The sequence below is a fragment of the Rhodanobacter sp. Soil_C_14 genome (assembly GCF_057657335.1).
In genome coordinates this window covers 154,340-177,272 of record NZ_JBDGIQ010000005.1, presented here as the reverse complement: position 1 = coordinate 177,272, position 22,933 = coordinate 154,340, and the positions used below count along the sequence as shown (strand labels likewise).

Here is a 22,933-nt window from a genome sequence, read left to right as displayed (position 1 = left end):
CGGCTATCGAACCGGCGCGGGACCTGGCTGGTCCCGCGCGGGCGGTGATGGTTGGCCTGGTGGCGATCGCGCCGCAGCTGGCCCGGCCTAGAGCACGTGGACCGCGGTCCACGTGGCGGCAACCGCATTCGCTTCGGCCGACGTGGTTCCGTAAAGGTCCTTCGCCGCCTGGATGGTGGCGACGCGGGCAGCGGCGTAGTCGGTGCTGGAGGTGAAGTACACCGTCAGCGCGCGATACCAGATTTTCTGTGCCTTGGCCCGTCCGATGCCGGGCAGGCTTGCGCCGTTGATGGTCGGCGAGCTGTGGACCACCCCACTGAAGGTCTTCGGCGCGGTGCCTTCGGCCAGCAGGTAGTAGAAGTGATTGGCCACGCCCGACGAATAGTGCACGTCCAGGCTGCCGATGTTGCTCACGTAGAAGTCGGGCGAACGGCCGTCCAGGCTGGGCTTCCACATGTAGCGAAGCGCGTGCTGGCTCGGGCTGCCGGGCACGTTGGCCGGGACGATCGACTCGCCGATCATGTAGTCGGGCGTGTCGTGGCTGTTGTTGGCGTAGAACTCGACCATCGTGCCGAGGATGTCCGAGTTGGCCTCGTTCAGCCCGCCGGATTCCCCCGAGTAGATCAGGCCCGCGGTGCGCGCCGTGACGCCGTGGCTCATCTCGTGGCCGGTGATGTCGAGCGCGACCAGGGGACCGACGTTGATGCCGTCGCCGTCGCCGTAGGTCATGCAGAAGCAGGCGTCCGACCAGAACGCATTGTTGTATTTGGTGCCGTAGTGCACCCGGTTGTACGCGCCCTTGCCGTCGTCGCCGATGCCGTTGCGCCCGAAGGCCGTCTTGTAGAAATCCCAGGTCATCGAAGCGCCGTACTCGGCGTCGGCGGCGGCGGTGGCCAGGTCCAGGGTGGTGGAGTTGCCCCAGACGTTGTCGCTGTCCTTGTAGATCTGGCCCGAGGTGCGGCTGTTGGAGCCGTCGATGGTGCGCATCCTGCCGCGGGTCGGGTCGCGCAGCTCGTAACCGCCGATGACCGAGTTGGTGACCAGCGGGACCGTGCCCGAATACAGGGTCTTCGCCTGGCCGGTGACGGCCGCCGTCTCCAGGTTGCTCCAGTGCTCGACGATGGCGCCGCTGCGGGCGTCGACGATATAGGTCGTGTCGGCCTGCGCGTTGTGCATGCGGATGCGCCAGACCAGCCGGGCGGCACCGTGACCCCGCGCGTAAATCGACAGGGTGCGTTCTGGCATCCCGGCGAAGGCGGAGCCGAATTCCGTACCGGCGATGACCGCGGCCTCGTCCGCGCCGATCACCGGCTGGACCGACAGGTTCAGCGCGGCGCCCTGGGTCAGCGAGGCGGACTGGTAGCTGCCATTGCGCGAATGCACGACCAGGTCGCCACCGATCACCGGCAGGCCCTTGTAGGTTCGGTCCAGCCTTACGTGTTCCGTCCCGTTCGCGTCGGTGATCACGCCACGGCTGACGTAATGGTCACCGGCCGCGGCGCGGGTGGTGGCGCCGTGGCTGCGGATCAGTTCAAGGGCGCGGCTGACGGCGGCAGGATTCGTCTCGACGGCGCAAGCCTGATTCGCGCCGAAGGCCAGCAGCACGGCCAGCGGCAAGGTTTTGTAGTTCAAGATCAAGATGGGACTCCCCCGAGTCATGCGGGCCTGGCTGGCGCCGGAATGCAGGTCCGGAACGCAGCGTCTGGCAGAGGCCAAGTAGAACGACATACGGGTCGTCTCTCCCACCCCCCGAAAAAGGGGGGGGCTCTCCCCCCCATCCCTCTCCACGACGCCATCCGGAGGGGGCTGCATGAACGCCACGGATGCCGCCGGGCGTCGTGCCGGCAGGGCCGGCCAACGAGTATTCTCTGCCGATGCCCGCCCCCGAATTTCGCCTGAAGATCACCCCGCCGCGACTTCCGCGTACCACCCTGGACCGTGGCCGGCTGATGCAGATCTGGGACAAGATCCATGAACGGACGGCCATCGCCGTAGCCGCGCCGGCAGGCTTTGGCAAGACCACCCTGTTGTTGCAGTGGCGTCGGCGCTGGCTGGAACGGAACGCCCTGGTGGCCTGGCTGGGCGCCGACAACCAGGATCAGCCGGTACGTTTCGCCACGGGCCTGCTGCAGGCGCTGTACCTGGTCAGCGGACGCAAGGCGTTCGACCTGATCGCCGCCGAGCATGCCAGCAGGGCCGGGCAGGAAATCGACGCGCTGACCGTCCTGCTGGCGGAGGTCGCCCTGCTGGAGCGGGAAACCGTCCTGATCATCGATGACGCGGAAAGGCTGCCGAAGACCACGCTGCACCGCTCGCTCGGCTACCTGCTGCTGAATGCACCGGCCAACCTGCATGTGGTGATCGGATCGCGGGTGCGCTTGCCGCTGCACACCACCGAGCTGGTCGCCAAGGGCAACCTCGCGGTGCTGGTGGCGGAAGACCTGCGCCTGCGTCTGGAGGAATCCATCGAGATCATCGAACGACGACTGGGCGCACGGCTGGATCTCGACCAGCGCGCCCAATTGCACGACCTCACCGAAGGCTGGCCGGTGGGGCTGCAACTGGCGATCGCCAAGGTGGAACAGGAAGACGACCCGGCCAGGTCCATCGCCACGATTTCGGCACGTCGTGAGGGGTTGCAGGACTATTTCATCGAATCGATGTTTTCCCGCATGTCGATGCCGCAACGGGGCTTTCTGGTGCGCACGGCGATCCTCGAACACCTGAACGCGGAATTGTGCGAAGCGGTGACGGGCTGCGTCGACGCGCCGGCTCGTCTGGAGCAACTCCTGCTCGAATCACCGATCATGATGGTGGGAGAAACCAGCGACTGGGTGCGCCTGCATCCGCTCGGCCGGGACTTCCTGCTCGGCCGCTTCGAACAGCTGCCGCGCGCCGAGCAGACCGAACTGCACCTGCGTGCATCCCGCTGGCTGGCCGGTCGCGAGCGCTTTCACGAAGCGGCCCGCCACGCGCTGGCGGCAGGCGACGAGGCCGCCGCGCACGACTACGCCGCACGCTCGCTCTGGCTGCTGGGCACCCAGGGCAAGTTGAACGAGGCGCGTGAATGGCTGGACCGTATCCCGCCTGATTTCATCGCGGGCAGCACTTTGCTCAGGCTGGTCGCCGCGTGGGTGCTGGCACTGGGCGACGACAACGCGCAGGCGTTGCGCACCAGCCTCGAGGTGGCTGCCGATCCCGCCGTTTCGACGGAAATGCTCAAGCTGGCACTGCGCGTCGCCGGCGGCGCGGCCGCCTACGCCGACGAGATTGGGCGCCTGTCCGACATCCTGACGCGCTGGCCGTCGGCTTCATCGCCGACCGAGGACCCGGTTTGCGCCGTCGCTCCCCTGAACGCCCGCGCGCTGCTGGAGCTCCATGCAGGTTCGAGCAGCGAGGTTCAGCGGCTGGCCGTGCAGGTGGCAACGCACGGCAATTCCGGCTCGCTGCGACTGGCCGAGGCCCTGGCGAGACTGATGGCCGGCCTCGGCCATCTCCGGGACGGCCATGCCAACCGGGCCGAGGCCCTGTTGCGCCCGGCGCTGGCAAGGGCGGAAAAGGAAGACGGCCGGCGCAGCATGGTCGCCTGCATGTATGCCGCCGTGCTCGCCGCCGCATTGCTGGAGCGCAACGAGCTGTCGGCCGCCCAGGCCTTGCTGGCCAACCGCATCGACGTCATCGAGGCGAGCTTCCCGGATACGCTCGCCATCGCCTATCACACGCTGACCCGGATCGCCCTCGGTCAGGGTGACGAGCGGCGCGCGTTGAACACGCTCGACAACTTCGACGCACTGGCGAAGCACCGCAGACTCCCGCGCCTGCAACTGCAGGGACTGGTGGAGCGGATCCGGATCCATGCGCTGGACCAGCGCCTGGAAACGGTGTGCGGACTGCTGCAGGCACTGGAGCGTTTCGAAGCGGTGTTCCAGAGCGAGGAGCTGCAGCCATTCCTGCCGCAGTACCGGCTGTCCGGCCTGATCGCCAGGGCCTACGCGGCGCTGGCCGGTGACGATATGGAGGCGATGGAACAGCACCTCGTCGCGGCGGACCTGCTGGCCCGCCAACTGCAGCGGGAGCGGGACGGCTGGACGATCAAGGTCCTGCGCGCCGTCGCGCTGCGGCAGCGCGATCCGGCCACGGCCCGGGCCTGGTTGTCCGAGGCGCTGGCGCTGGCCAGCCTGGGTGGCCATGCGAGGCTGCTGGCCGATACCCACCCGCTCGCCGTGCAGATGGGCATGGCGTGGCATGACGCCACCGCCGACGGGCGTACCGTGCGCCAGCCCGCGACCGAGAACGAAGCGGCAGCGCCGCCGCTATCCGCCACCGAACCGGGATGCGAACCCGACCTGCTGACCGCCAAGGAGTCCGAAGTGCTCCACCTGCTGCAGCAGGGCCTGTCAAACAAGCTGATCGCCCGCAACCTGGACATCAGCAGCGAGACCGTGAAGTGGCACCTCAAGAACCTGTTCCTCAAGCTGTCAGCCGGCACCCGCTGGCACGCGGTGGAGCGTGCGCGCCTGCTTGGCCTGGTCGACAACACGGAAAAGGTCAGCGTGTGACGGTCGCAACGGCCGCAGCCACGGTGTCGAGGTTGGCCTGGTTCAGCGCCGCCACGCAGATGCGGCCGCTGTCCAGCGCGTAGATCGCGAACTCGTCGCGCAACCGGTGCACCTGCACCTTGCTCAGGCCGGAGTAGGAGAACATGCCGGCCTGCTGGTTGATGAAGCCGAAGTCCGGTGCGCCCAGTGCGGCCAGTTTCTCGACGAAGCCCGCGCGCATCGCATGGATGCGCCCGCGCATGCCGCCCAGTTCCTGCTCCCAGCGCGCGCGCAATTCGCTGCTGCCCAGCACGCCGGCGACCAGCGCGGCGCCGTGCGTCGACGGGCTGGAGTAGATCGTGCGGATGACCTGCTTGATCTTCGACTGCAGCCGCGCGGCCTCGTCGCGATCGACGCCGACCATCGACAAGGCGCCGACCCGCTCGCCGTACAGCGAGAACGACTTCGAGTACGAATTGGCGACCACGAAGGCATCGATGCCCGACTCCCCCAGCAGGCGCACCGCGGTGGCGTCCTGTTCGGTGCCCCGGTCGAAACCCTGGTAGGCCATGTCGACGAACGGCAGCAGCTTGCGCTCCTTCAGCAACTCGATCAGCTGCGTCCATTGCGCCGCGTCCAGGTCCACGCCGGTCGGGTTGTGGCAGCAGGCATGCAGCAGCACCACGGTGCCGGGCTCCATCCGGCCCAGGTCTTCCAGCATGCCGGCGAAATCCAGGCCATGCGTGGCCGGATCGTAGTAGCGGTATTCCAGCAATTCGAAGCCCGCCGTGCGGAACACCACGTGGTGGTTGCCCCAGCTCGGGTTGCTGATCGCGACCTTCGCACCGGCGCCGCCGACTTGCTTCAGCAGGTCCGCCGCCACGCGCAGCGCGGCGCTGCCGCCGATGGTCTGCGCGGTGGCCACGCGTCCGGCGGCGAGCAGCGGCGATGCTTCGCCGAACACCAGTTGCTGGGTCAGCCGGTTGTACGCCGCCAGGCCATCGATCGGCAGGTAGCCGCGCGGCTTGGCCGCGGCGGCCAGCGCGTTCTCCACCTCGTGCACGCTCGGCAACAGCGGAATGCGGCCCTGTTCGTCGACATAGATGCCCACGCCTAGATTGATCTTGCCCGGTCGCGGATCGGCGAGGTAGGTCTCGGTGAGACCCAGGATCGGATCGCCCGGGGCCATTTCAACGGAAGCAAAGTAGGACACGGCGGTTACTCGAAGTGAGGTGACGGGGAGGGTTCAGGCCTGCGTGGTGGCGGTCTCGTCCGCGCCGTCGACCGGCCAGGCGAAGGAGGCGGGCGTCGCGCCGAAGTTGAAGTCGAACAGCTGGCGGTCGGCCAGTTGCGAGGGTGACACGTGGCTCAGCGCGCGGAAGATGTTCTCGCTGCGCCCGGGCTGCTGCCGTTCCCACTCGGCCAGCATCCGGCCCACCGCCTGGCGCTGCAGGTTGTCCTGCGAGCCGCACAGGTTGCACGGAATGATCGGGAACCGCTGCTGCGCCGCGTACTCGGCGATGTCGTCCTCGCGGCAATAGGCCAGCGGCCGGATCACCACGTGGCGACCGTCGTCCGAGCGCAGCTTCGGCGGCATCGCCTTCAGCTGCGCCTGGTAGAACATGTTGAGGAAGAACGTGGCGAGGATGTCGTCGCGATGGTGGCCGAGCGCGATCTTGGTGATGCCGTTGGCCGCCGCCCAGGTGTACAGCGCGCCGCGGCGCAGCCGCGAGCACAGGCTGCACATGGTCTTGCCCGCAGGAATCACCCGGGTCACCGTGCTGTAGGTGTCCTGCTCGATGATGTGGAACGGCACGCCGCGGGCGGTCAGGTAGTCCGGCAATACATGTTCCGGGTAGTCCGGCTGCTTCTGGTCCAGGTTCACCGCGACCAGCTCGAAGCGCACCGGCGCCTTAGCCTGCAGTTGCAGCAGCAGGTCCAGCAAGGTGTACGAATCCTTGCCGCCGCACCGGTTAGATGATGATCTATGGACATGCCGTACAACGCTACGCCTACAACGCTTGTGAGCGCTTGGGCGAGTGTCCATAGATTTGGAGTGTTTTCGCAGCAATGGGAGAGCATTTCGTCCATGGCCAAGACGAGATGGTTGGACACACATGGATGGTAGGGCACACATGGAGATTAGTTCGCCATGTTCCCCAATGGGATGAACTCTCGTCAAGCAACGGACTGCGTGCACCGAGGGAGTGTGATCACCGAACGAAAGCCTCAGAACCGGTGCTCAGCCAGTACAAGCAGCAGTCCATCGACCACGCTCAACATGGCAATCTATACGACTGTGCTTCGTCGAAACAGAGTGTGCCGTATGAAATTAGCGGCTAGATAGCGATTCTCAGCGGCCGAAGACAGATATATCAGCCTCGCGATCCACGAGTTTCTTTGGCTGACAGCGTAACCAACCGCTTACGAGCTTTGGATGTCAGCCTATGAAAATTAGCAATGAGCACGGCGAGGTCATCGTCTTCAGCAAAGAAGTACGCAACAGGCATGCCTAAAACTTGACCTAGCTTGCTGAGGGTATTCGTGTCTGGCGCGTGCTTGCCGCGCTCATATTGATTAATTCGCGGCGATGCTACCGAAGGATCCATACCGGATTGGATGCCGAGTTCCCGCTGAGATATGCCCACAGCCAAGCGCGCTTCTTTCAAGCGAGCGGCTAGGACGACTTCCTTTTTACCTCCGCGAGCCATCCTATGAATTTGCCCTGTTGTGATCTAGGGACAGCTTCGGAGTCGCAGGCTCCACTGGATACTAAGAGTTACTTAGCAGTACTCGTCACAGTTTCATGGGTGCGAGATCATGGTGGCGCTCCACGCGTGGAGACCAACTCCCTGTCCTTTTTTGTGAAGGGTCGAACGCGATCACTGCGTTTGGCCAATTCGGACACGGCCAACACAATGGCCGCGGTGATGAGATATTTGGGAATGATCCGTATATTTTTCATACTCAACGCCCAGGGCTGTAACCCATGACGACTCGCACAGCCACGCCGGAACCCGCCGATAGCCACCATTACTCGTGGGTGGCTTTCCTTCGCGACACCCTCGATTTCTTCGTTTGCGCCTTGAAGTACTACGAGGAGTTGTTGTCCTTGGAAGCCGCCGAAGTCGAGGCCGATCCGCACTTGAAGGCTTTTTTCACTGAAGAGATCCGGCAGGAGATTCGTTTCGATCGAGGTCGACGCGAAGTCACGCGCACCCGCCAGTGGCTCGAAGGAAGCTTGGCCAAGTCCACCGACAAATTCGATTGCGATCTCAGTCTCGAACATGGAACGGTGCGCTACCTGAAGTCGGTCGGGCTGCTCTATCTAGGCTTCCTCAAGCAACGACGAAACGCGCTTTCGAGCAAACCCAATGTGACCACCCATCTCTTATCGGCATTGGATCGACAGATCACCTTGCGCGAAGAGCAGTTAGCCACTCAGGGGATCTTTGCCAGAGCCTCAGTGCTGCCGCTCCTGGTTGAGCAGGAACAGTTGACCACCGTCGAACAAGAAGGGGATAGGCCCCAGGATCAGTCCATAACACACGCCCGACGGCCGAAGCCGGTCATGATCGATTCCATCGAGATCCTCGATACCGAACTCAAACGGCGCTGCCTGGATCTGTTCAATCAATTCGAAGAATCCGGCCAATCCGAGCGACACGATACGGTCGTGACCGAAGCGACACGCATTCTTGAGCATCGTCTGCGTACGTTGACCCGATCCACCGATGCTGCCACCGGTGCCGATCTGGCCGCCCGCGCCTTTGCGGGTGGGACGCCGGCGATCCGTGTCAGCGATATCCAGGGAGAGCAGGATGCGGTCCACCTGCTGTATCGCGGGGTTTTTGGCTTCATCCGAAACCAGGTGCACCACAAATTGCTGTCCGATCTGGCACCCGAACGCGTGGTCCAGATTCTGGGTCTGATCGACTACTTGCTCTACGTGGCGAATACCGGCGTGCCATCGGAAGGTAGAGAAGTGTCATAGCAGTCACGATGTGGTACCTCATACGCGCGAGACGCCGCCCAATTTGATCTGTGCAAGCTCTCAAGGGCGAGTATCATTCCCCAATGATAACGAATCGTATTCGCAGTATTTTGCGCAGCTTTTCCATAGCCGCCCTTCTCCTGTTCGGCATGACTGCCTTTTCGGTCGTGGCTCAGGACGCGATGACCTCGGTTCCGCAAACTTGGCAGATGCTCGACTACCTGGCGACCGACTACGCCGGTGCAGTGAAGGATGGCGCGGTGATCAGCGCGTCCGAGTACGCCGAGATGCGGGAATTCACATCGACGGCTCGATCACGTATCGGCGCGTTGCCACCGACCGCGACCACGCCCGCACTCTTGAAGCAAGCCGATACGTTGGTGGCCTCGGTGGATGCCAAAGCGGCACCCGCTCAGGTGGCGACGCAAGCGCATGCGCTTGCCGATGCATTGCTGCAGGCCTACCCGGTACCGACCGCACCGGAACAGGCCCCCGACCTGGCGCGTGGGGCGACGCTCTACCAGAACCAGTGCGCTGCCTGTCATGGGTCAACCGGTCATGGTGACGGCCCGGCCGGCCTGCAGCTGTCGCCCCGCCCGGTGAACTTCACCGACCAGACGCGGGCGGATCAGCGTAGCGCGCTGTCGTTGTACGAGGTGATCAGCCAGGGCGTGGAAGGTACGCCGATGGCAAGCTACGCGCAGCAGCTGTCGTCCGATGATCGTTGGGCGCTGGCGTACTACGTGGGCTCGCTGGCTTACACGAAAGAAGCGGCCGCAGGTGCCGATACGTGGCAGCACGACACCGCCGCACAGGCGCAAATCGCTGACTTGAAGGAGCTGTCGCGTGCTCGCGTCACACAGCTGACGCCTACCCTCGGTGCGGAGCGGGCTCGGGCGATCATGGGCTATCTGCGGGCTCATCCTGGTGCCATCCAGCAGCAGGCCCTGGCGGGTATTCCACTGGCACGCGCGCGACTGGCGGCGAGCCTGACGGCTTACCAAGCCGGCGCCAAGGCGCAAGCCACTCAATTAGCGCTTTCCGCTTACCTCGATGGCGTGGAGCCGGTCGAACCGCAACTCAACGCACGTGATGGCGCGCTGCGCGCCCAGCTCGAAACGGCGATGGGTGCCTATCGCACCGCGCTGACGAGCAGCACCTCGATGGAATCGGTGACGAAACAGGCCGATGAGGTCGATGGTCTGCTGGTGCGCGCGCAAGAAGTCACTGCCGATGCCGCAGGCGATGCGGCCGCCACCTTCCTGGGTGCTTTCACGATCTTGGTGCGTGAAGGTCTGGAAGCCCTGCTGGTCGTGGTCGCACTGCTCGCCTTCCTGCGCAAGGCCGCGCGGCCCGAAGCACTACGCTACGTGCATGCCGGCTGGAGCCTCGCGTTGGTCGCGGGAGGAATCACCTGGGCGATCGCCAGCTATGCGATTTCCATCAGTGGTGCCGGCCGTGAATTGACCGAAGGACTGTCGTCGCTGTTTGCGGCGTTTGTGCTGCTCGGGGTCGGTTTGTGGATGCACCAGAAAAGTATCGGTGGTCGCTGGCAGGCGTATCTGAAGGAAAAGATGGCGGCCGCGCTCAACCGGCGTTCGGCATGGTTCCTGTTCGGGCTGGCCTTCATCTCGGTGTACCGCGAGGTGTTCGAGAGCATCCTGTTCTATGCCGCCCTGTGGAACGACGGTCAGGAAGTGTGGCTGCTCGGCGGCATCGCCGCCGGTGCGGCGGTGCTGGGGCTGATTGCCTGGGTGCTGTTGCGCACCAGTCGTCGACTCCCTATCGGCACGTTCTTCTCGGCCAGTTCGGCGCTGATCGCCGTGCTCGCCATCGTGCTGACCGGCAAGGGCATCGCCGCCCTGCAAGAGGCCGGCTGGGTCGCGGTGAGCGTCGCGCCGGTGCCGCATATCGAACTGCTTGGCATTTATCCGACCTGGCAATCCTTGCTGGCCCAATTGACGATTCTGGTGCTACTGGCGGTTGGATTCGTGTTCAACATCCGTCGTGGCCGCCAGCCGTTGCCATCACCTCAAGGAACCCAAGAAGTGCTTCCCGATGCAGAATAAAGGCGATAGGGCATGAGTGAATGTGGTTGCCATGCTGAAGCCAGCAACGAAGCGGAGCGACGCATCCTGCGCTTGGCGCTGGTTCTCAACGCCACGATGTTTGTGGTCGGTGTGATCGCGGGTCTGATCGCGCAATCGATGGGGCTGATCGCCGATTCGCTGGACATGCTCGCCGACGCGAGTGCGTACGGCATCGCGCTCGTCGCTTGGCAGCGCACCGCAAGCTTCAAGGCATCGGCCGCCACTTTGAGTGGCACGTTGCTGCTGATCCTGGGCGCGGGTGTCCTCGCCGGTGTGGCGTGGCGACTCGTCGCCGGCAGTCATCCCGAGGGTGGTTGGATGATGGGTATTGCCTTCATCGCCTTGATCGTAAATGCCACCGTGCTGCGATTGTTGGACCGGTTCCGTCACGGCGAAGTGCATCTGCGCGCCACATGGCTGTTCACGCGGGTCGACGTCATTGCCAACCTGGCGGTGATCGTCTCCGGTGTGCTGGTGCTGCTTCTACACAGTGCGGTGCCCGATCTGGTCATCGGTGCAGCCATCGCCTGCTATGTGCTGAAAGAGGCGTTGGGTATCCTGCGCGAAGCAAAGGAAGCGCGGATCGCTGCCCTTGCACCGATCAGCAAGCCATGACATCGCCGATCGCGGGGTTCGGCACCATGGCGTACGCCGTTGACCTTCGACTATTCCACGCCATCCATCCGTCTACACCGCCATCGCCCGTGACGCTGCATCTCGCGCGAGGTCTGGCCGATGGGCCATTGATCCTGACCGCCGCTCTCCTCGGGACGATGCTGATGTTTCCTCGGTGGTCGATGCGCTCGATCGCCCTGAAAGCGGTGGGTGTCGCTGCAATAGCACTGCTCATAAATCTGTTCATCGGCACTGTCTGGGATCGAGCGCGCCCGTTTGTGGCCGGTGTCGGCCAAGCATGGATTTCCCATGCGGCGACCGGCAGCTTTCCCAGCGACCATCTGACTGTGCAATGGGTCCTCGCCGGCATGCTGTTACTGAATCGACGCACCCGAGCCTGGGGCGCCGGGATCGCACTGCTCGGTCTGCCCATGGCATGGGCACGCATCTACCTAGGCGTGCACTATCCTGGCGATATGCTGGGAGCCCTCGCGATGAGTGGGCTGGCCATGCTGAGTGGCTGGCTATGGCTCCGCCGTTCTGCAACTCCTGCCATCGTGTCCTTATGACTCATCCACTGCTGTGACCTGAACCGTTGAATCTTGCGATCAGAGCCGGCAAACTAACTGCGGCTCTCGGGTAGGAGCCGGCCGCTCGCCGTAGCGAAGCTGTATCAGCACTGCCCTTCATCTCTTATGACTTGAGCCTCTCTGGTTCGGGAATGGCAGGCGAGCGACGTTCTGTGCGAACCGGGAGAAGAGCCATGTCCCATAGCTATACCCCCGCTACCGTCCTTTCGCACATCAAGCGTCAGGGAAAAGCCATCAAGAAGAGCACTGGATCGCAGCATGCGCACGCGCTGGATCTTGCCGCGCGCGAAAGCGGATTCCAGAACTTCCGACACGCGCAGAATCAGCTTCGTGAGCAAGCAGCGATCACGAAGATACCCGCGTTCCCTCTGACTCTGATCGCTCATTGGGGCGACCGGAAAGAGGGTAAGTACGGTCACGAGTCGCTGACGATCGAACTACCTAGTCCCTGGCAGTCCATCCTCCGCCCGGATCAACTCTTGAACGCGCGGTATCTCACATACTTCCGGCCTGGCAACGGGGACGCCATGCTCACGACCGCAAGGTCGCACGAGAGTCAGTTCCGAGCACGCACCATCATTTGCGGTGCGGCGCGTGAACTCGTCTTTGCCAAGGCCACCGGGCTGAAGCCCTCGTCTGGACATCAGCGCGCGTATCCATCGAGGCCTAGCGGTCGGTATGGGATGGACTCAGGGGAACAGAATAACAACTCGCACATTCCGGGCCAGGATCACGTCAGCGCCTGGTTCGATCCGGTGACACGCCGCTATCTGCTGGCCAGCGAGCCGTACGAGGGGCGCGTGGCTACCAAGCTAGAAGCGCAGCAGCGTTGGTGTGAGAAGTTCAACTACACGATGATGAAGCCCGAATGGCCCGGCACGTATGCACCACAGCTAGGATCCAGGATGTATCTGTTCACCAGCGCCACCAAGGGTGTGCCCCTTGATCCTGTGGTCAACGCGCTGAACGCGCTTCCCGCGCCAGTGGTGCTGGAGCCGTGGATGGGCGAGTCCGTCGTGTCGGATATCGTGTCTTTCAGGAAGCTCGATCTGGCCTAGTTGGTCAGGACAACTCGAGTAGCGACGCGTGACGAAGTGCGTCGCCACTCAGTCTCCCAAGCGGCACAGGATGAACATTGCATGGCCAACCCGGCCACGTCCTAATGCGCCCCGCTAGGTGAGGCGAAGGTACAACCCGCCGCGTGGGCTGATTCGTCCGTGGTCGCATGATCGGTTTGCAACGTGGTGTGCGTGATGTCGAAACGATCGTGCAGCATCGTCTCGACGGTACGGCGCACATCGTGGCAGTCAATGTCGTGGTTCACATAGATGTGCCCCGACAACGCTGGCATCCCCGAGGTCACTTCCCACACGTGCAGGTCATCCAGCCGGGTTACCGCTGGCACAGCGCGGATCGCCTCGGCAATCGTGACTGGATCGAGGCCACGCGGTGCCGCCTCCAGAAAGATGCGTCCCGATTCGCGTACCAGCCCGATGCCGGCTTTCAGCATCAGCCCGGCGACCACCAGCGCAGCGATCGAGTCGACGCGATTCCAGCCGGTCCACCAGATGATGGCGCCGGCAATGGCCGTGGCGATGAAGGCATAGAGGTCGGTGAGGATGTGCTGAAAGCTACCTTCCACGTTGAGACTTTGGCGGTTCGCCTTGCTCATCGCCCACACGGCGAGCAGGTTGACGCCGATGCCGATCACCGCAATCACCGTGACCAGCAAGCCTTCCACCACCGGTGGATCGATCAGGCGACGAATTGCCTCGACGATGAACCAGACTGACAGCAACAACAGGGTCACGCCGTTCGCCTGGGCGCTCAGGATTTCCACGCGCTTGAGTCCGAACGTGTAGCTACCGCCGGCCGGTCGTTTGGCCAGGCGCATCGCCACCAGGGCCAGCCCAATCGAACCCACATCAGTGAGCATATGGCCCGCATCGGAAATCAAGGCCAGCGACTTGGCCAGGATGCCGACCACCACCTCGACCGCCATGAAGCCGAGCAGCAACAGCAAGGCGATGGTCAGATACTTCTTGTCCGCATCGGGTGCCACACCATGACTGTGGTCGTGGTGATGATCGTGATCGTGCTTGTGTGGCTCTGACGCGCTCATTGAAGTCTCCCGTGCGGCGGTCACCTTACGCGACCGCCACAGCGTTATGTAATGACACCCGGAAGGATGGGCGGGAGTGACCCGCCCATCGCCTTCAGTCCACGGTCCCGTCGATGGGCCACGCCCGATCCACCGTGCTCTGATAGACCCAACCGGCCACGCTTTGGCCGGTGCGCCCGTGCAGACGAATCAGTTGTACCGCGCGTTCGGCCTGATCGTCCTCGCAGAACACTTCGAGCTTGATCTGCCGAGTGACCCGTTCGCCCAGCTCCATCGAATAGATCTGTTCCTGGGCGCTGAGCGCGGTCAGCAAACCTTTGACGTCGCTGACGGACAGGTAACGAAATCCGCCTTCCTCCAGAGCATGGATGACGTCGACGATGCGGCCGCGATGGATGAATGCCTTCACTTCTTTCATGGGGTGTTCTCCTTGGCCAGGCGCCGTGCGGCGCGTTCTTCGATCCAGTCGTACAGCACCGGCAACAGCACCAGGGTTAGCAGGGTCGAGGTGATCAGACCGCCGACCACCACGGTGGCGAGCGGACGCTGGGTTTCCGCACCGACGCCGCTGGAGAGCAGCATCGGCACCAGGCCCAGGATCGCCACGCTGGCGGTCATCATCACCGGTCGCATGCGCAACGCGGTGCCGCGGATCACCGCCTCGCGGACCGGCAGCCCTTTCTCACGTTGTTCGTTCAAGAAACTCACCAACACGATGCCGTTCAACATCGCCACGCCGAACACGGCGATGAAGCCGATCGCGGAAGGCACCGACAGGTATTGCCCGGTGATCGCCAGCCCGACGATGCCGCCGATGGTGGCAAACGGCACATTGGCCAGGATCAGCGCGGCGTACTTCACCGAATTGAAGGCGGTGTACAGCAACACGAAGATGAAGAAGATCGTCGCCGGCACGATCAGCGACAGCCGCTTCAACGCCCGCTGCTGGTTCTCGAACGCACCGCCCCATTCGCTGTAGTAGCCCGTCGGCAGCTTTACCTGCTTCGCGATGGCAGCGTTCGCCTCCTTGACGAAGCCGTCGATGTCGCGACCGCGCACATCCATCTGGATCACCGCGTAGCGCTGCAACTGCTCGCGACGAATGAACGAATAGCCTTCCGCATCGCTGACCTCGGCCACCTGCGACAGCTGCACCAGCGCGCCGCTTGGCGCACGGATCGGAATGCGCTGGATCGCCTGCAGGGACGCCTTGTCGGCATCGTCCAGCCGCACCGCGATATCGAAACGCTTCACGCCATCGAGCAATGTCGTCACCGGCTCGCCGCCGATGCCGTTCTTCACCACGGTCAGCACGTCGTCGGCGTTAAGCCCGTAACGGGCCAGCGCATCGCGATCCACCTTGATGCGGATCTGCGGCTTGCCGATGTTCGCCTCCAGCGCGAGATCCGCCACGCCGGGTACACCGGCCAGCACGTCCTTGATGCGGCCGCTGAGACGATCCAGCTCGCCCAGGTCACCGCCGTAGATCTTCAACGACAAGGTGGCGCGCACGCCGGAGATCAACTCCTCGATGCGCATCTGGATCGGCTGGGTATAGCTCACCACGGCGGTGGGCAAGGCGGCCGACAACTCCTTCTGCATTGCCTCCTCGATGCTTTCCAGCGTCTCGCCCTTGCGCCATTGGTCCTTGGGCTTGAGCGGTGTGTAGACCTCCATGTAGTTCACATCGGCGGTCTCGCCTTTTTCAGCGCGACCGATCATCGCCAGCGTGGTGTCCACCTCCGGAAACTTCTGCTTGATCAGCGCCGACACCTGTTTGGAGATGTTGATCGACTCATCCAGCGAGGCCGAGGGAATCGAGGTGATGCGCCACATGATGGCGCCCTCTTTCAGGTTGGGCATGAACTCCTTGCCCAGGAACGGAAACAGCGCAAGGCTGCCGATCAAGGCACCGGCGGCGATGCCAAGGACGAGCTTGCGTCGCGCCAGCGCCCAGGTGAGCACGCTGGCGTAGTGGCGCTTCAGGAACGCGACCAGCCACGTGTCCTTCTCTTCCTTGGGCTTCAGTACCAGTGCGGCGAGTACGGGGATCAGGGTCAGCGCGAGGATCAGGGAACCGGCCATGGCGAAGCTGATGTTGAACGCCATCGGCTTGAACATCTTGCCTTCCAGGCCCTGCAGGCTGAACAGCGGCAGGAACACCACGATGATGATCAGAATCGCGAACGCCATCGGGTTGGCGACCTCGCGGGCGGCCGCCAGCACGGCCGAGGTGCGATCCACCGGGCCCCCGTGCGCCTTGCGCTCGGCCATGATGCGGTAGGCGTTCTCCACCATCACCACCGCACCATCGACCATCATGCCGATGCCGATCGCCAGGCCCGCCAGCGACATCAGGTTGGCCGACAGCCCGACCTGATTCATGCAAATGAAGGCGATCAGCATCGCCAGCGGCAACGCCACCACCACCACCAGCGCGCTGCGGAACTCGCCCAGGAACAGGAACAGGATGATCGCGACCAGGATCGAGCCTTCGATCAGGGCGCGCACCGCCGTCTCCACCGCCGCGTTGACCAGCTCGGTGCGCTCGTACACGGGCTTGACCACCACGCCGGGCGGCAGGGCCTGCTTCACCGTGTCGAGTTTGGCCTTGACCGCATCGACCACGCTCTTGGCGTTTTCGCCGATACGGGCCAGCGCCTGACCCATCACCACTTCCTTGCCGTCGCGCGTCACCGCACCGGTACGTGGTGCGCCCGCTTCGGTGATCGTGGCCACGTCACGCACGTAGACCGGTGTACCGTCTTCCGTCTTGAGGACGATGTTGCCCAGATCCTTCGCGTTCTGGATCAGCCCGAGGCCGCGCACCAGATACTGCTCGCGCCCGACGTCGACGAAGTTGCCGCCGACCTGGGCGTTGTTCGCCTGCAAAGCCTCGATCACCTCCTTGAAGCCGAGCTTGTGCGCGATCAGCTTCATCGGATCGATGCGCACCTGGAACTGCTTCTCCTGCCCACCCCACGAGGTGACGTCATCGACACCGGGTGCGGTGCGCAGGATCAGGCGGATGGTCCAGTCCTGCAGCGTGCGTAGGTCCATGTCGTTCGGTGCCGTGCCCGCCGTGGCCCCTTTCAAGCTTTTGTCAGCGCGTTCGACCGTGTACCAGAACACCTGTCCGAGGCCGGAGGTGTTCGGCCCCATCTCCGGCTTGCCGTAACCGGCCGGCAAGCGATCGCCCACCTGTTGCAGGCGTTCGTTGACCAGTTGGCGAGCGAAATAGATATCCATGCTGTCATCGAAATACACCGACACATAGGACAAGCCGAACAGGCTCACCGAGCGGATCTGCTCCACCTTGGGCAGACCGGCCAGCGCCGATTCCACCGGCGTGGTGAGCAGTTGCTCGACATCCTCGGCCGCGAGTCCCGACGCTTCGGTGTAGACATTGACCTGCACCGGTGTGACGTCGGGAAATGCGTCGATGGGCAGCTGACGCACCGCCTGGAAGCCGAGAAAGCCGATCACCACGAAAATGATCAGCACCAGCACCTTGTAGCGCAGGGAGAATTCAACCAGACGTTCCAGCATCATTCTTCTCCCAGCTGCGAACGCAGCAAACGGGCTTTCAAGGCGAAGGCACCCTTGCGCACGTAGGTGTCGCCGGCCTTGAGGCCTTGCGTGATGACCGTCCAGCCATTGCGCGTGTCGCCGACCATCACCGGCGCCGGTTCGAACGTCCCGTTGCCCTTGGCGAGGAACACGGTCGGCTGGTTCTGCAGCAGCACAATCGCGTCGGCCGGTACCGCGAGCTTCTGCGCAGCATTGCCAGCGGCAATGCGCGCCTCGACCAATTCACCCGGATGCAGCAGATCCTTGCGGTTATCGACCTCGATGCGTACCGGCACGGTGCGCGTGCGTTCATCGGTCTGGTGCGAGCGCTGCACCACCGTGCCGGGTATCGCGGTGTCATGCACCAGGATGCGGGCATCCGCGTCGGGCTTGACCCGTTCGGCATCGGCCGGCGCCATCTGCGCGACGACCCAGACCGAATCTTCCTTGACCAGGGTGAACAGCGTGCGGCCGGGTTCCACCCGCTCACCGACCAGAAACTCATCGGTGGTCACACGACCGGCGGCCGGCGCGAGCAACTCGAAGCTGCCGTCAGCACCGGCTGAGCCCTTGCGCAGCAAGCCGCCAATCTGGCCTTCGGACAAGCCGTAGGCGCGCAACTTGGCGCGGGCCTGGTCGCGTTGCACTTTCGCCTCGTTGTAGCGCCGGGCCGACACCGCCTGTGGTCCGAGTGACGCGATCCGTTGCCAATCCTGTTCGGCGACGATCAGCGCACCTTGCGTGGCGGCCACTTCGACGCTGGAGAGCACCACCAGCGGCGCGCCAGCTTTCACGACGTCGCCAAGCCGAGCCTTGCGGGCCAGCACCTGCGACTCCACACGGGGCGAAACCAGCACGGTGGAATAGGCATCGGCCTTCACTTCGCCGGGGGCTTTCAGTTCATCCGTCAGCGCACGGGGAGCGGCTTTGTCGAGGACAATGCCGGCGTCCTTGATCGCCTTGACGTCGAGCGCGAGCGGATTGGCAGGTGCCGGTTCCTGCGCGAGTACGGGGCCGGCCAGCGCAGCGAACAGCGCCAGTCCCAGCAGGCTGCGTTTCAAAAGAAAGATATTCATCGGGAGATTTCCTGATTAAGGCCGTCCTGAGTACGGCCGTCGAGCCAGTCGGTCAGACGACCTGCAGCGGTGAGGTAATCGAACCAGGCCTGCCAGGTCTGGCTTTCCAGCTCCTGGCCGGACAACGCGGTATCGAGACTTTGCTTGAGCTGCACGAGGTAGTCGGAAGTGCTGATTTCGCCGGCACGCCAGAGCTTTTCCAGCAGCGTGGTGCGATCCTCGAACGCGGCGGCACGACCGCTGCGGAACGCCTCGGCGGCACCGCGCAAGGCAACATAGCGGGCCTGCGCCTCCTGCAGTCCGGCACGCAGCACAAACTGGCGCGAACGCACACTGGCCGCCGCCGCTTCGGCCTCCGCCCGGGCGGCATCCACTTCGGCACGTCCGGTATTGAGCACCGGCAAGGGAATGGACACGCTGACGCCGATTACCTGATCGGTGCGCGGCCCACTGCGCACCTGGCCACCGGTCAGGCTGAGTGTGGGATCGGGGATGCGCGCACGACGTGCGACCTGCACGCCGGCCTCGGCGCTCGCTTGTAGGGCGCGGGCCTGACGCAGTTCCGGCAACTCATCGACGGGCAACGGCGCAGCACTGTCGAGTGCCGGTGACAGGCCCTTGGGCAACAGTGGCAGCGCGGTCAGTTGATCGCCGCTGATAGCCCGCAGCGCCGCACGGGCCGCGGCCTCGTTGCTCGCGAGCGTCGCCTGTTGCACCTGCGCCTCGCCGAGTGCCAGGCCGGCCAGATCGCGTTCGGGACTGCTGATATCGCCCACCTTGAGCCGCTGGGCGGCCAGGTCGTCGAAGCGCTGCATCAACGCGAGGCGACGACGACCCAGTTCACTTTGTCGAGCCGCGAGCGCCGCCGTCGACCATGCCTTCAACCAACGTGTGGCGACGTCACGACGCCGCACGTCGTAGCTCGCCTCGGCAGCGAGCAGATCGGCCTCACCCTGACTGGTGCGGGCGCGACGCTTGCCGGACAGATCCAGTGGCAGACTGATGCCGGCCGTGCGCCGATTGACGTCGGCGTTCTCCGCATCGAGCGACAGCGAGGGGTTGTACAACGGCTGCGCTGCGGCACGCGCACGGGCACGGGCGGCATCGAGATCCGCACGAGCAGCCTGCACCTCGGGGCTGCCTTGCCAGATGCGACGTACCGCCTCTTGCAGAGGGGACGATGCCAACGATGGCGCGGGAGCCACTACCGGAGGGGAAGGTTGGGATACGGGGGCGGCACTGAGCATCGCCGCGTACAACAGACACACGGCGCCGATCGGCACCGAACGTAAAACAGACATGAAGCGATCTCCTGAAAACGGTCACGAAGCGACGCATCACGCAGGCGGATGCGTCGCGAAACGGAGCGATTTCAGGCGATGGGAGGGCGCAACAGGGAGCCGGTCGTGGCCGGCGTGAATCCGGAACGGATAACGAAGGTGTCGAAGCGAGCCTGCACCTTGGCAATAGAAAGCCGGGCGGTCGTTGGCAGCGTCACCGTGTGCGCACAAGCGCAATGACAGCCCCCCGTTTCACCTAGAAGACAGGCGTTCGGATCATCAGCCGATACATCGGCGACCACGGTATCCACGGGCATGCTGGCGGCGGAGATGGTGGTGGTCGAAACCAATCGCTTCTCTGGCGCATCGGCCACGCACACCGTGCCGGCGACCAGCTTGATCATCAGCACGGCCACGGCCAACACCCACAGACCGCGGTGGCGGCGCAGGCGAGTCAGCAGTGACGATCGAGCGTATGGCATCTGCCCATGCTAACCAGCACCCTAGGTGTTAGACAATTCCATTTGCTCATCTTCATTCAGCACGGTGGAGAAGCCATCCGCCACAGATGCGGGAGCGACTCACTTTGCCGTCCCCTGGAATCGATGCATGAAACCGAACCACGAACACCTGCGCGGCGTATTCCAGGCGATGGCGGCCGCGGCTTTGTTCGGTCTGAGCACGCCATTGGCCAAGACACTGCTCGGCACGATTCCGCCGCTCCTGCTGGCGGGCCTCTTGTACGCCGGCTCGGGCATCGGGCTGGCGGCGTGGATGGTGCTGCGGCGCTGGCGCGGACGGCCCGCAACCGAAGCGCCGTTGCGGCGACGAGAGATGCCGTGGCTGGCGGGTGCGGTGGTGTTCGGCGGCGTGTTGGGCCCGGTATTGCTGATGCTTGGCCTGACGCATACGCTCGCTTCCACCGCCTCGTTGCTGCTCAATCTGGAAGGAGTACTCACCGCGGTGCTTGCCTGGGTGGTGTTTCGCGAGAATGTCGATCGGCGAGTGTTTCTGGGCATGCTGGCGATCGTGGCCGGTAGCGTACTGCTGAGCTGGCAGCGCCAACGCATCGGCGAATTGCCGTGGGGTGCGCTGGCGATCGCCGGTGCCTGCCTGTGCTGGGCGATCGACAACAACCTGACGCGCCCGTTGTCCGGTGGCGACCCGGTGCAGATCGCCGCGATCAAGGGCGGCGTCGCCGGCGTGATCAACATCGGGCTTGCCTTGTGGCTTGGCCTGCGCTTTCCCGCGATGCTGCCGTTGTTGGCCACCGGTCTGCTCGGCTTCGTCGGCTACGGCCTGAGCCTGGTGCTGTTCGTGCTGGCGCTGCGCAACCTGGGCACGGCGCGCACCGGTGCCTATTTCTCCACTGCGCCGTTCGTGGGCGCCGCATTGTCGCTGCTGCTATTCCCCGAGCATCCGGGCCTTACCTTCTGGCTGGCCGGCGCATTGATGGCGATGGGCGTCTGGCTGCACGTCAGCGAACGCCATGCACACGAGCACACGCATGAATCGCTCGCCCACGAGCACCGCCACCGCCACGACGAACACCACCAACACACGCACGACTTTCCCTGGGATGGCAGCGAGCCGCATACCCATCCGCACGTGCACGAGCCGATCACACATGTCCATCCGCACTACCCGGACATCCACCACCGTCACCGACATTCCTGAGATTCGGGTGCGAACGATGGTAGGCAACGGTGGCCCGCTCCTCGGTTATGCGCCGCGCCACCAGGCCTGACTATCCGCAGCATCGCGCCTGCTGCTGCACCGGCGGACATGGCACGTCGCCATACGAGCAGAACACGCAGCAGTCACCCGCTTTCGGCCGGAGCAGCTCGCCGCAACCTGTGCAGTCGTAAAAGAACTGGCAGGCATCGGTAGGCATGGTCTCGGTGACCTGATGTCCGCACTGTGGACAGGTCAGCGTGCTCTGCAGGATGGGCTCAACCGCCATAGGCTTTCGCCGTGGCCGGGAAGCCTGCTTCGGTAATGGTGCGCGCCAGTGTTGAGACAGTGGCACGATCGGCATCGAACCCCACGGTGACTGTCTCAGCCTTGAGATCGACCTTCGTGCTCGTGACACCCGGTATACGGCTCAAGGCCTTCTCAATCGTCACGCTACAGGTCGGGCACGTCATGTTCGCCGCATGCAGCACGGCCGTTGTGGGTGTTGCCGCATGAGCCATGCCCAGCCACAGGAAGGCGATTACAGCGAATAGCCACGGACGCATCATTCGTCTCCTACAAAAACCAACCGATGAGATAGGGAAACAGCAACAGAAGCGCGATCAGTACCGTGGCTGTCCACAGCCAGAATCGGCGCCGACGCAAAATGGCGGGGTCGATGCAGACGCCCTCGGTGCGGCAACGCGACGATGGTCCATACAGCGTCCAGAACGCGAGACCAAGGCAAAGCAACGTGGCCGCGATGAACCAGGGACGCCAGGGATCGAGCGCCGTGAGATGGGCAATCCACGCGCCACTGATGCCCAGCAGCACCAGTGCCAGCGGTACCACGCAACACACCGATGCACCGATCGCCGCGAGCAGCGCAACGATCATGGCGGGCAGCGACGATTTGGCCGGGAGCGTAGTCATGGGTGCATACTAACTTCCGTACCCAACTACGGAGTCAAGCATGACTTCTGCGCTCACTATCGGTCGGTTGGCTTTGGCCGCTGACGTGCACGTCGAGACGGTGCGCTATTACCAGCGTGTGGGCCTGTTGCATGAGCCCGAGCGGCCTCTGGGCGGCGTGCGTCGCTACGGGCAGACGGACGTGATGCGCCTGCAGTTCATCCGTCGCGCCAAGACCATGGGCTTCACGCTGGAGGAGATCGCCGGACTGCTGCAGCTCAAGGGCAAGCGGGCCTGCGCGCAGACACGCCGACTGACCGAGCACAAGCTTTTCGATGTGCGCCGCAAGCTGGAGGACCTGCGGCGGTTGGAGGCGGAACTCGTGCAGCTCGCCGCCGACTGCGCGCAGGTTCCGCGTGGCGGTCACTGCCCGACACTGGATTTCCTTCGGCAGGCATAGGCGTGCGCCTGC

The 22,933-nt window shown here is 64.0% G+C and carries 20 protein-coding genes and 1 pseudogene; 8 read left to right on the top strand and 13 right to left on the bottom strand.

Translation table 11 applies throughout. The features are described from left to right. Nucleotides 1-87: 87 nt before the first annotated feature. Nucleotides 88-1,632, bottom strand: coding sequence for a M4 family metallopeptidase (locus AC3A56_RS13305; protein ID WP_487770746.1), 1,545 nt, complete (start codon nucleotides 1,630-1,632; stop codon nucleotides 88-90). Between the two features lie 242 nt (nucleotides 1,633-1,874). Here AC3A56_RS13305 and AC3A56_RS13300 point away from each other — a divergent pair, with 242 nt between their 5' ends. After that, nucleotides 1,875-4,559 (top strand): winged helix-turn-helix domain-containing protein, encoded by a 2,685-nt coding sequence (locus AC3A56_RS13300; protein WP_487770631.1) that lies wholly within the window; start codon nucleotides 1,875-1,877, stop codon nucleotides 4,557-4,559. Here the strand turns inward: AC3A56_RS13300 and AC3A56_RS13295 are convergent. The 3 genes and pseudogenes from AC3A56_RS13295 to AC3A56_RS13285 form a co-directional block, all read right to left on the bottom strand. Then, nucleotides 4,549-5,751: an amino acid aminotransferase gene (locus AC3A56_RS13295; protein ID WP_487770630.1), complete on the bottom strand. Its 1,203-nt coding sequence runs from the start codon at nucleotides 5,749-5,751 to the stop codon at nucleotides 4,549-4,551. The genes AC3A56_RS13300 and AC3A56_RS13295 overlap by 11 nt on opposite strands. Nucleotides 5,752-5,784: 33 nt before the next feature. Further along, nucleotides 5,785-6,504, bottom strand: a pseudogene (gene ttcA / locus AC3A56_RS13290) (tRNA 2-thiocytidine(32) synthetase TtcA); the annotation flags it as partial. Nucleotides 6,505-6,913: 409 nt separating this feature from the next. Continuing rightward, nucleotides 6,914-7,249 (bottom strand): helix-turn-helix domain-containing protein, encoded by a 336-nt coding sequence (locus tag AC3A56_RS13285; RefSeq protein WP_082585267.1) that lies wholly within the window; start codon nucleotides 7,247-7,249, stop codon nucleotides 6,914-6,916. A 278-nt stretch (nucleotides 7,250-7,527) separates the two neighbouring features. On the opposite strand from AC3A56_RS13285, the gene AC3A56_RS13280 reads away from it, so the two are divergent. From AC3A56_RS13280 to AC3A56_RS13260, 5 genes are all read left to right on the top strand, one after another. Next, on the top strand, nucleotides 7,528-8,532 hold the full coding sequence (locus tag AC3A56_RS13280; protein ID WP_082585266.1) for a TIGR02391 family protein: 1,005 nt from the start codon (nucleotides 7,528-7,530) through the stop codon (nucleotides 8,530-8,532). 83 nt (nucleotides 8,533-8,615) lie between these two features. After that, on the top strand, nucleotides 8,616-10,601 hold the full coding sequence (locus tag AC3A56_RS13275) for a cytochrome c/FTR1 family iron permease (RefSeq protein WP_235580650.1): 1,986 nt from the start codon (nucleotides 8,616-8,618) through the stop codon (nucleotides 10,599-10,601). Between the two features lie 12 nt (nucleotides 10,602-10,613). After that, nucleotides 10,614-11,237 carry a cation efflux transmembrane domain-containing protein gene (locus tag AC3A56_RS13270; protein ID WP_056716946.1) on the top strand — a complete coding sequence of 208 codons (624 nt, stop codon included), beginning with the start codon at nucleotides 10,614-10,616 and terminating at the stop codon, nucleotides 11,235-11,237. Further along, entirely contained in the window at nucleotides 11,234-11,806 is a 573-nt protein-coding gene (locus tag AC3A56_RS13265; protein ID WP_056716944.1) for a phosphatase PAP2 family protein, read from the top strand. The genes AC3A56_RS13270 and AC3A56_RS13265 overlap by 4 nt, the downstream gene beginning before the upstream one ends. A 194-nt stretch (nucleotides 11,807-12,000) precedes the next feature. After that, on the top strand, nucleotides 12,001-12,885 hold the full coding sequence (locus AC3A56_RS13260; protein ID WP_056716942.1) for a hypothetical protein: 885 nt from the start codon (nucleotides 12,001-12,003) through the stop codon (nucleotides 12,883-12,885). Between the two features lie 101 nt (nucleotides 12,886-12,986). Here AC3A56_RS13260 and AC3A56_RS13255 read toward each other — a convergent pair whose 3' ends face one another. The 6 genes from AC3A56_RS13255 to AC3A56_RS13230 all read right to left on the bottom strand — a co-directional run bounded on the left by AC3A56_RS13255 (nucleotide 12,987) and on the right by AC3A56_RS13230 (nucleotide 20,291). Next, nucleotides 12,987-13,949 carry a cation diffusion facilitator family transporter gene (locus AC3A56_RS13255; RefSeq protein WP_056716940.1) on the bottom strand — a complete coding sequence of 321 codons (963 nt, stop codon included), beginning with the start codon at nucleotides 13,947-13,949 and terminating at the stop codon, nucleotides 12,987-12,989. Between the two features lie 94 nt (nucleotides 13,950-14,043). After that, entirely contained in the window at nucleotides 14,044-14,367 is a 324-nt protein-coding gene (locus AC3A56_RS13250; protein ID WP_056716938.1) for a P-II family nitrogen regulator, read from the bottom strand. Then, nucleotides 14,364-17,498 (bottom strand): efflux RND transporter permease subunit, encoded by a 3,135-nt coding sequence (locus AC3A56_RS13245; RefSeq protein WP_056716976.1) that lies wholly within the window; start codon nucleotides 17,496-17,498, stop codon nucleotides 14,364-14,366. The genes AC3A56_RS13250 and AC3A56_RS13245 overlap by 4 nt, the downstream gene beginning before the upstream one ends. After that, nucleotides 17,498-18,595: an efflux RND transporter periplasmic adaptor subunit gene (locus tag AC3A56_RS13240; RefSeq protein WP_056716936.1), complete on the bottom strand. Its 1,098-nt coding sequence runs from the start codon at nucleotides 18,593-18,595 to the stop codon at nucleotides 17,498-17,500. The genes AC3A56_RS13245 and AC3A56_RS13240 overlap by 1 nt, the downstream gene beginning before the upstream one ends. After that, entirely contained in the window at nucleotides 18,592-19,896 is a 1,305-nt protein-coding gene (locus AC3A56_RS13235) for a TolC family protein (protein WP_235580648.1), read from the bottom strand. The genes AC3A56_RS13240 and AC3A56_RS13235 overlap by 4 nt, the downstream gene beginning before the upstream one ends. A 71-nt stretch (nucleotides 19,897-19,967) precedes the next feature. Beyond that, entirely contained in the window at nucleotides 19,968-20,291 is a 324-nt protein-coding gene (locus tag AC3A56_RS13230; protein WP_235580647.1) for a hypothetical protein, read from the bottom strand. A gap of 193 nt (nucleotides 20,292-20,484) precedes the next feature. Here AC3A56_RS13230 and AC3A56_RS13225 point away from each other — a divergent pair, with 193 nt between their 5' ends. Further along, nucleotides 20,485-21,552: a DMT family transporter gene (locus tag AC3A56_RS13225; RefSeq protein WP_056716931.1), complete on the top strand. Its 1,068-nt coding sequence runs from the start codon at nucleotides 20,485-20,487 to the stop codon at nucleotides 21,550-21,552. A 70-nt stretch (nucleotides 21,553-21,622) separates the two neighbouring features. On the opposite strand, the gene AC3A56_RS13220 is transcribed toward AC3A56_RS13225, so the two are convergent. Genes AC3A56_RS13220 through AC3A56_RS13210 form a run of 3 tightly spaced genes read right to left on the bottom strand, consistent with a single transcriptional unit; the run spans nucleotide 21,623 to nucleotide 22,482 of the window. Continuing rightward, complete coding sequence (locus tag AC3A56_RS13220) at nucleotides 21,623-21,838, bottom strand: GDCCVxC domain-containing (seleno)protein (RefSeq protein ID WP_082585265.1); 216 nt, start codon at nucleotides 21,836-21,838, stop codon at nucleotides 21,623-21,625. Continuing rightward, entirely contained in the window at nucleotides 21,828-22,118 is a 291-nt protein-coding gene (locus AC3A56_RS13215; protein WP_487770629.1) for a heavy-metal-associated domain-containing protein, read from the bottom strand. Before AC3A56_RS13215 ends, AC3A56_RS13220 begins: the two co-directional genes overlap by 11 nt. Before the next feature lie 7 nt (nucleotides 22,119-22,125). Continuing rightward, a complete protein-coding gene (locus AC3A56_RS13210) occupies nucleotides 22,126-22,482 on the bottom strand; it encodes a mercuric transporter MerT family protein (RefSeq protein WP_056716929.1) in 357 nt (118 codons plus the stop codon). A gap of 40 nt (nucleotides 22,483-22,522) precedes the next feature. Between AC3A56_RS13210 and AC3A56_RS13205 the strand changes: the two genes are divergently transcribed. After that, a complete protein-coding gene (locus AC3A56_RS13205; RefSeq protein WP_056716926.1) occupies nucleotides 22,523-22,921 on the top strand; it encodes a MerR family DNA-binding protein in 399 nt (132 codons plus the stop codon). Nucleotides 22,922-22,933 lie beyond the last annotated feature (12 nt).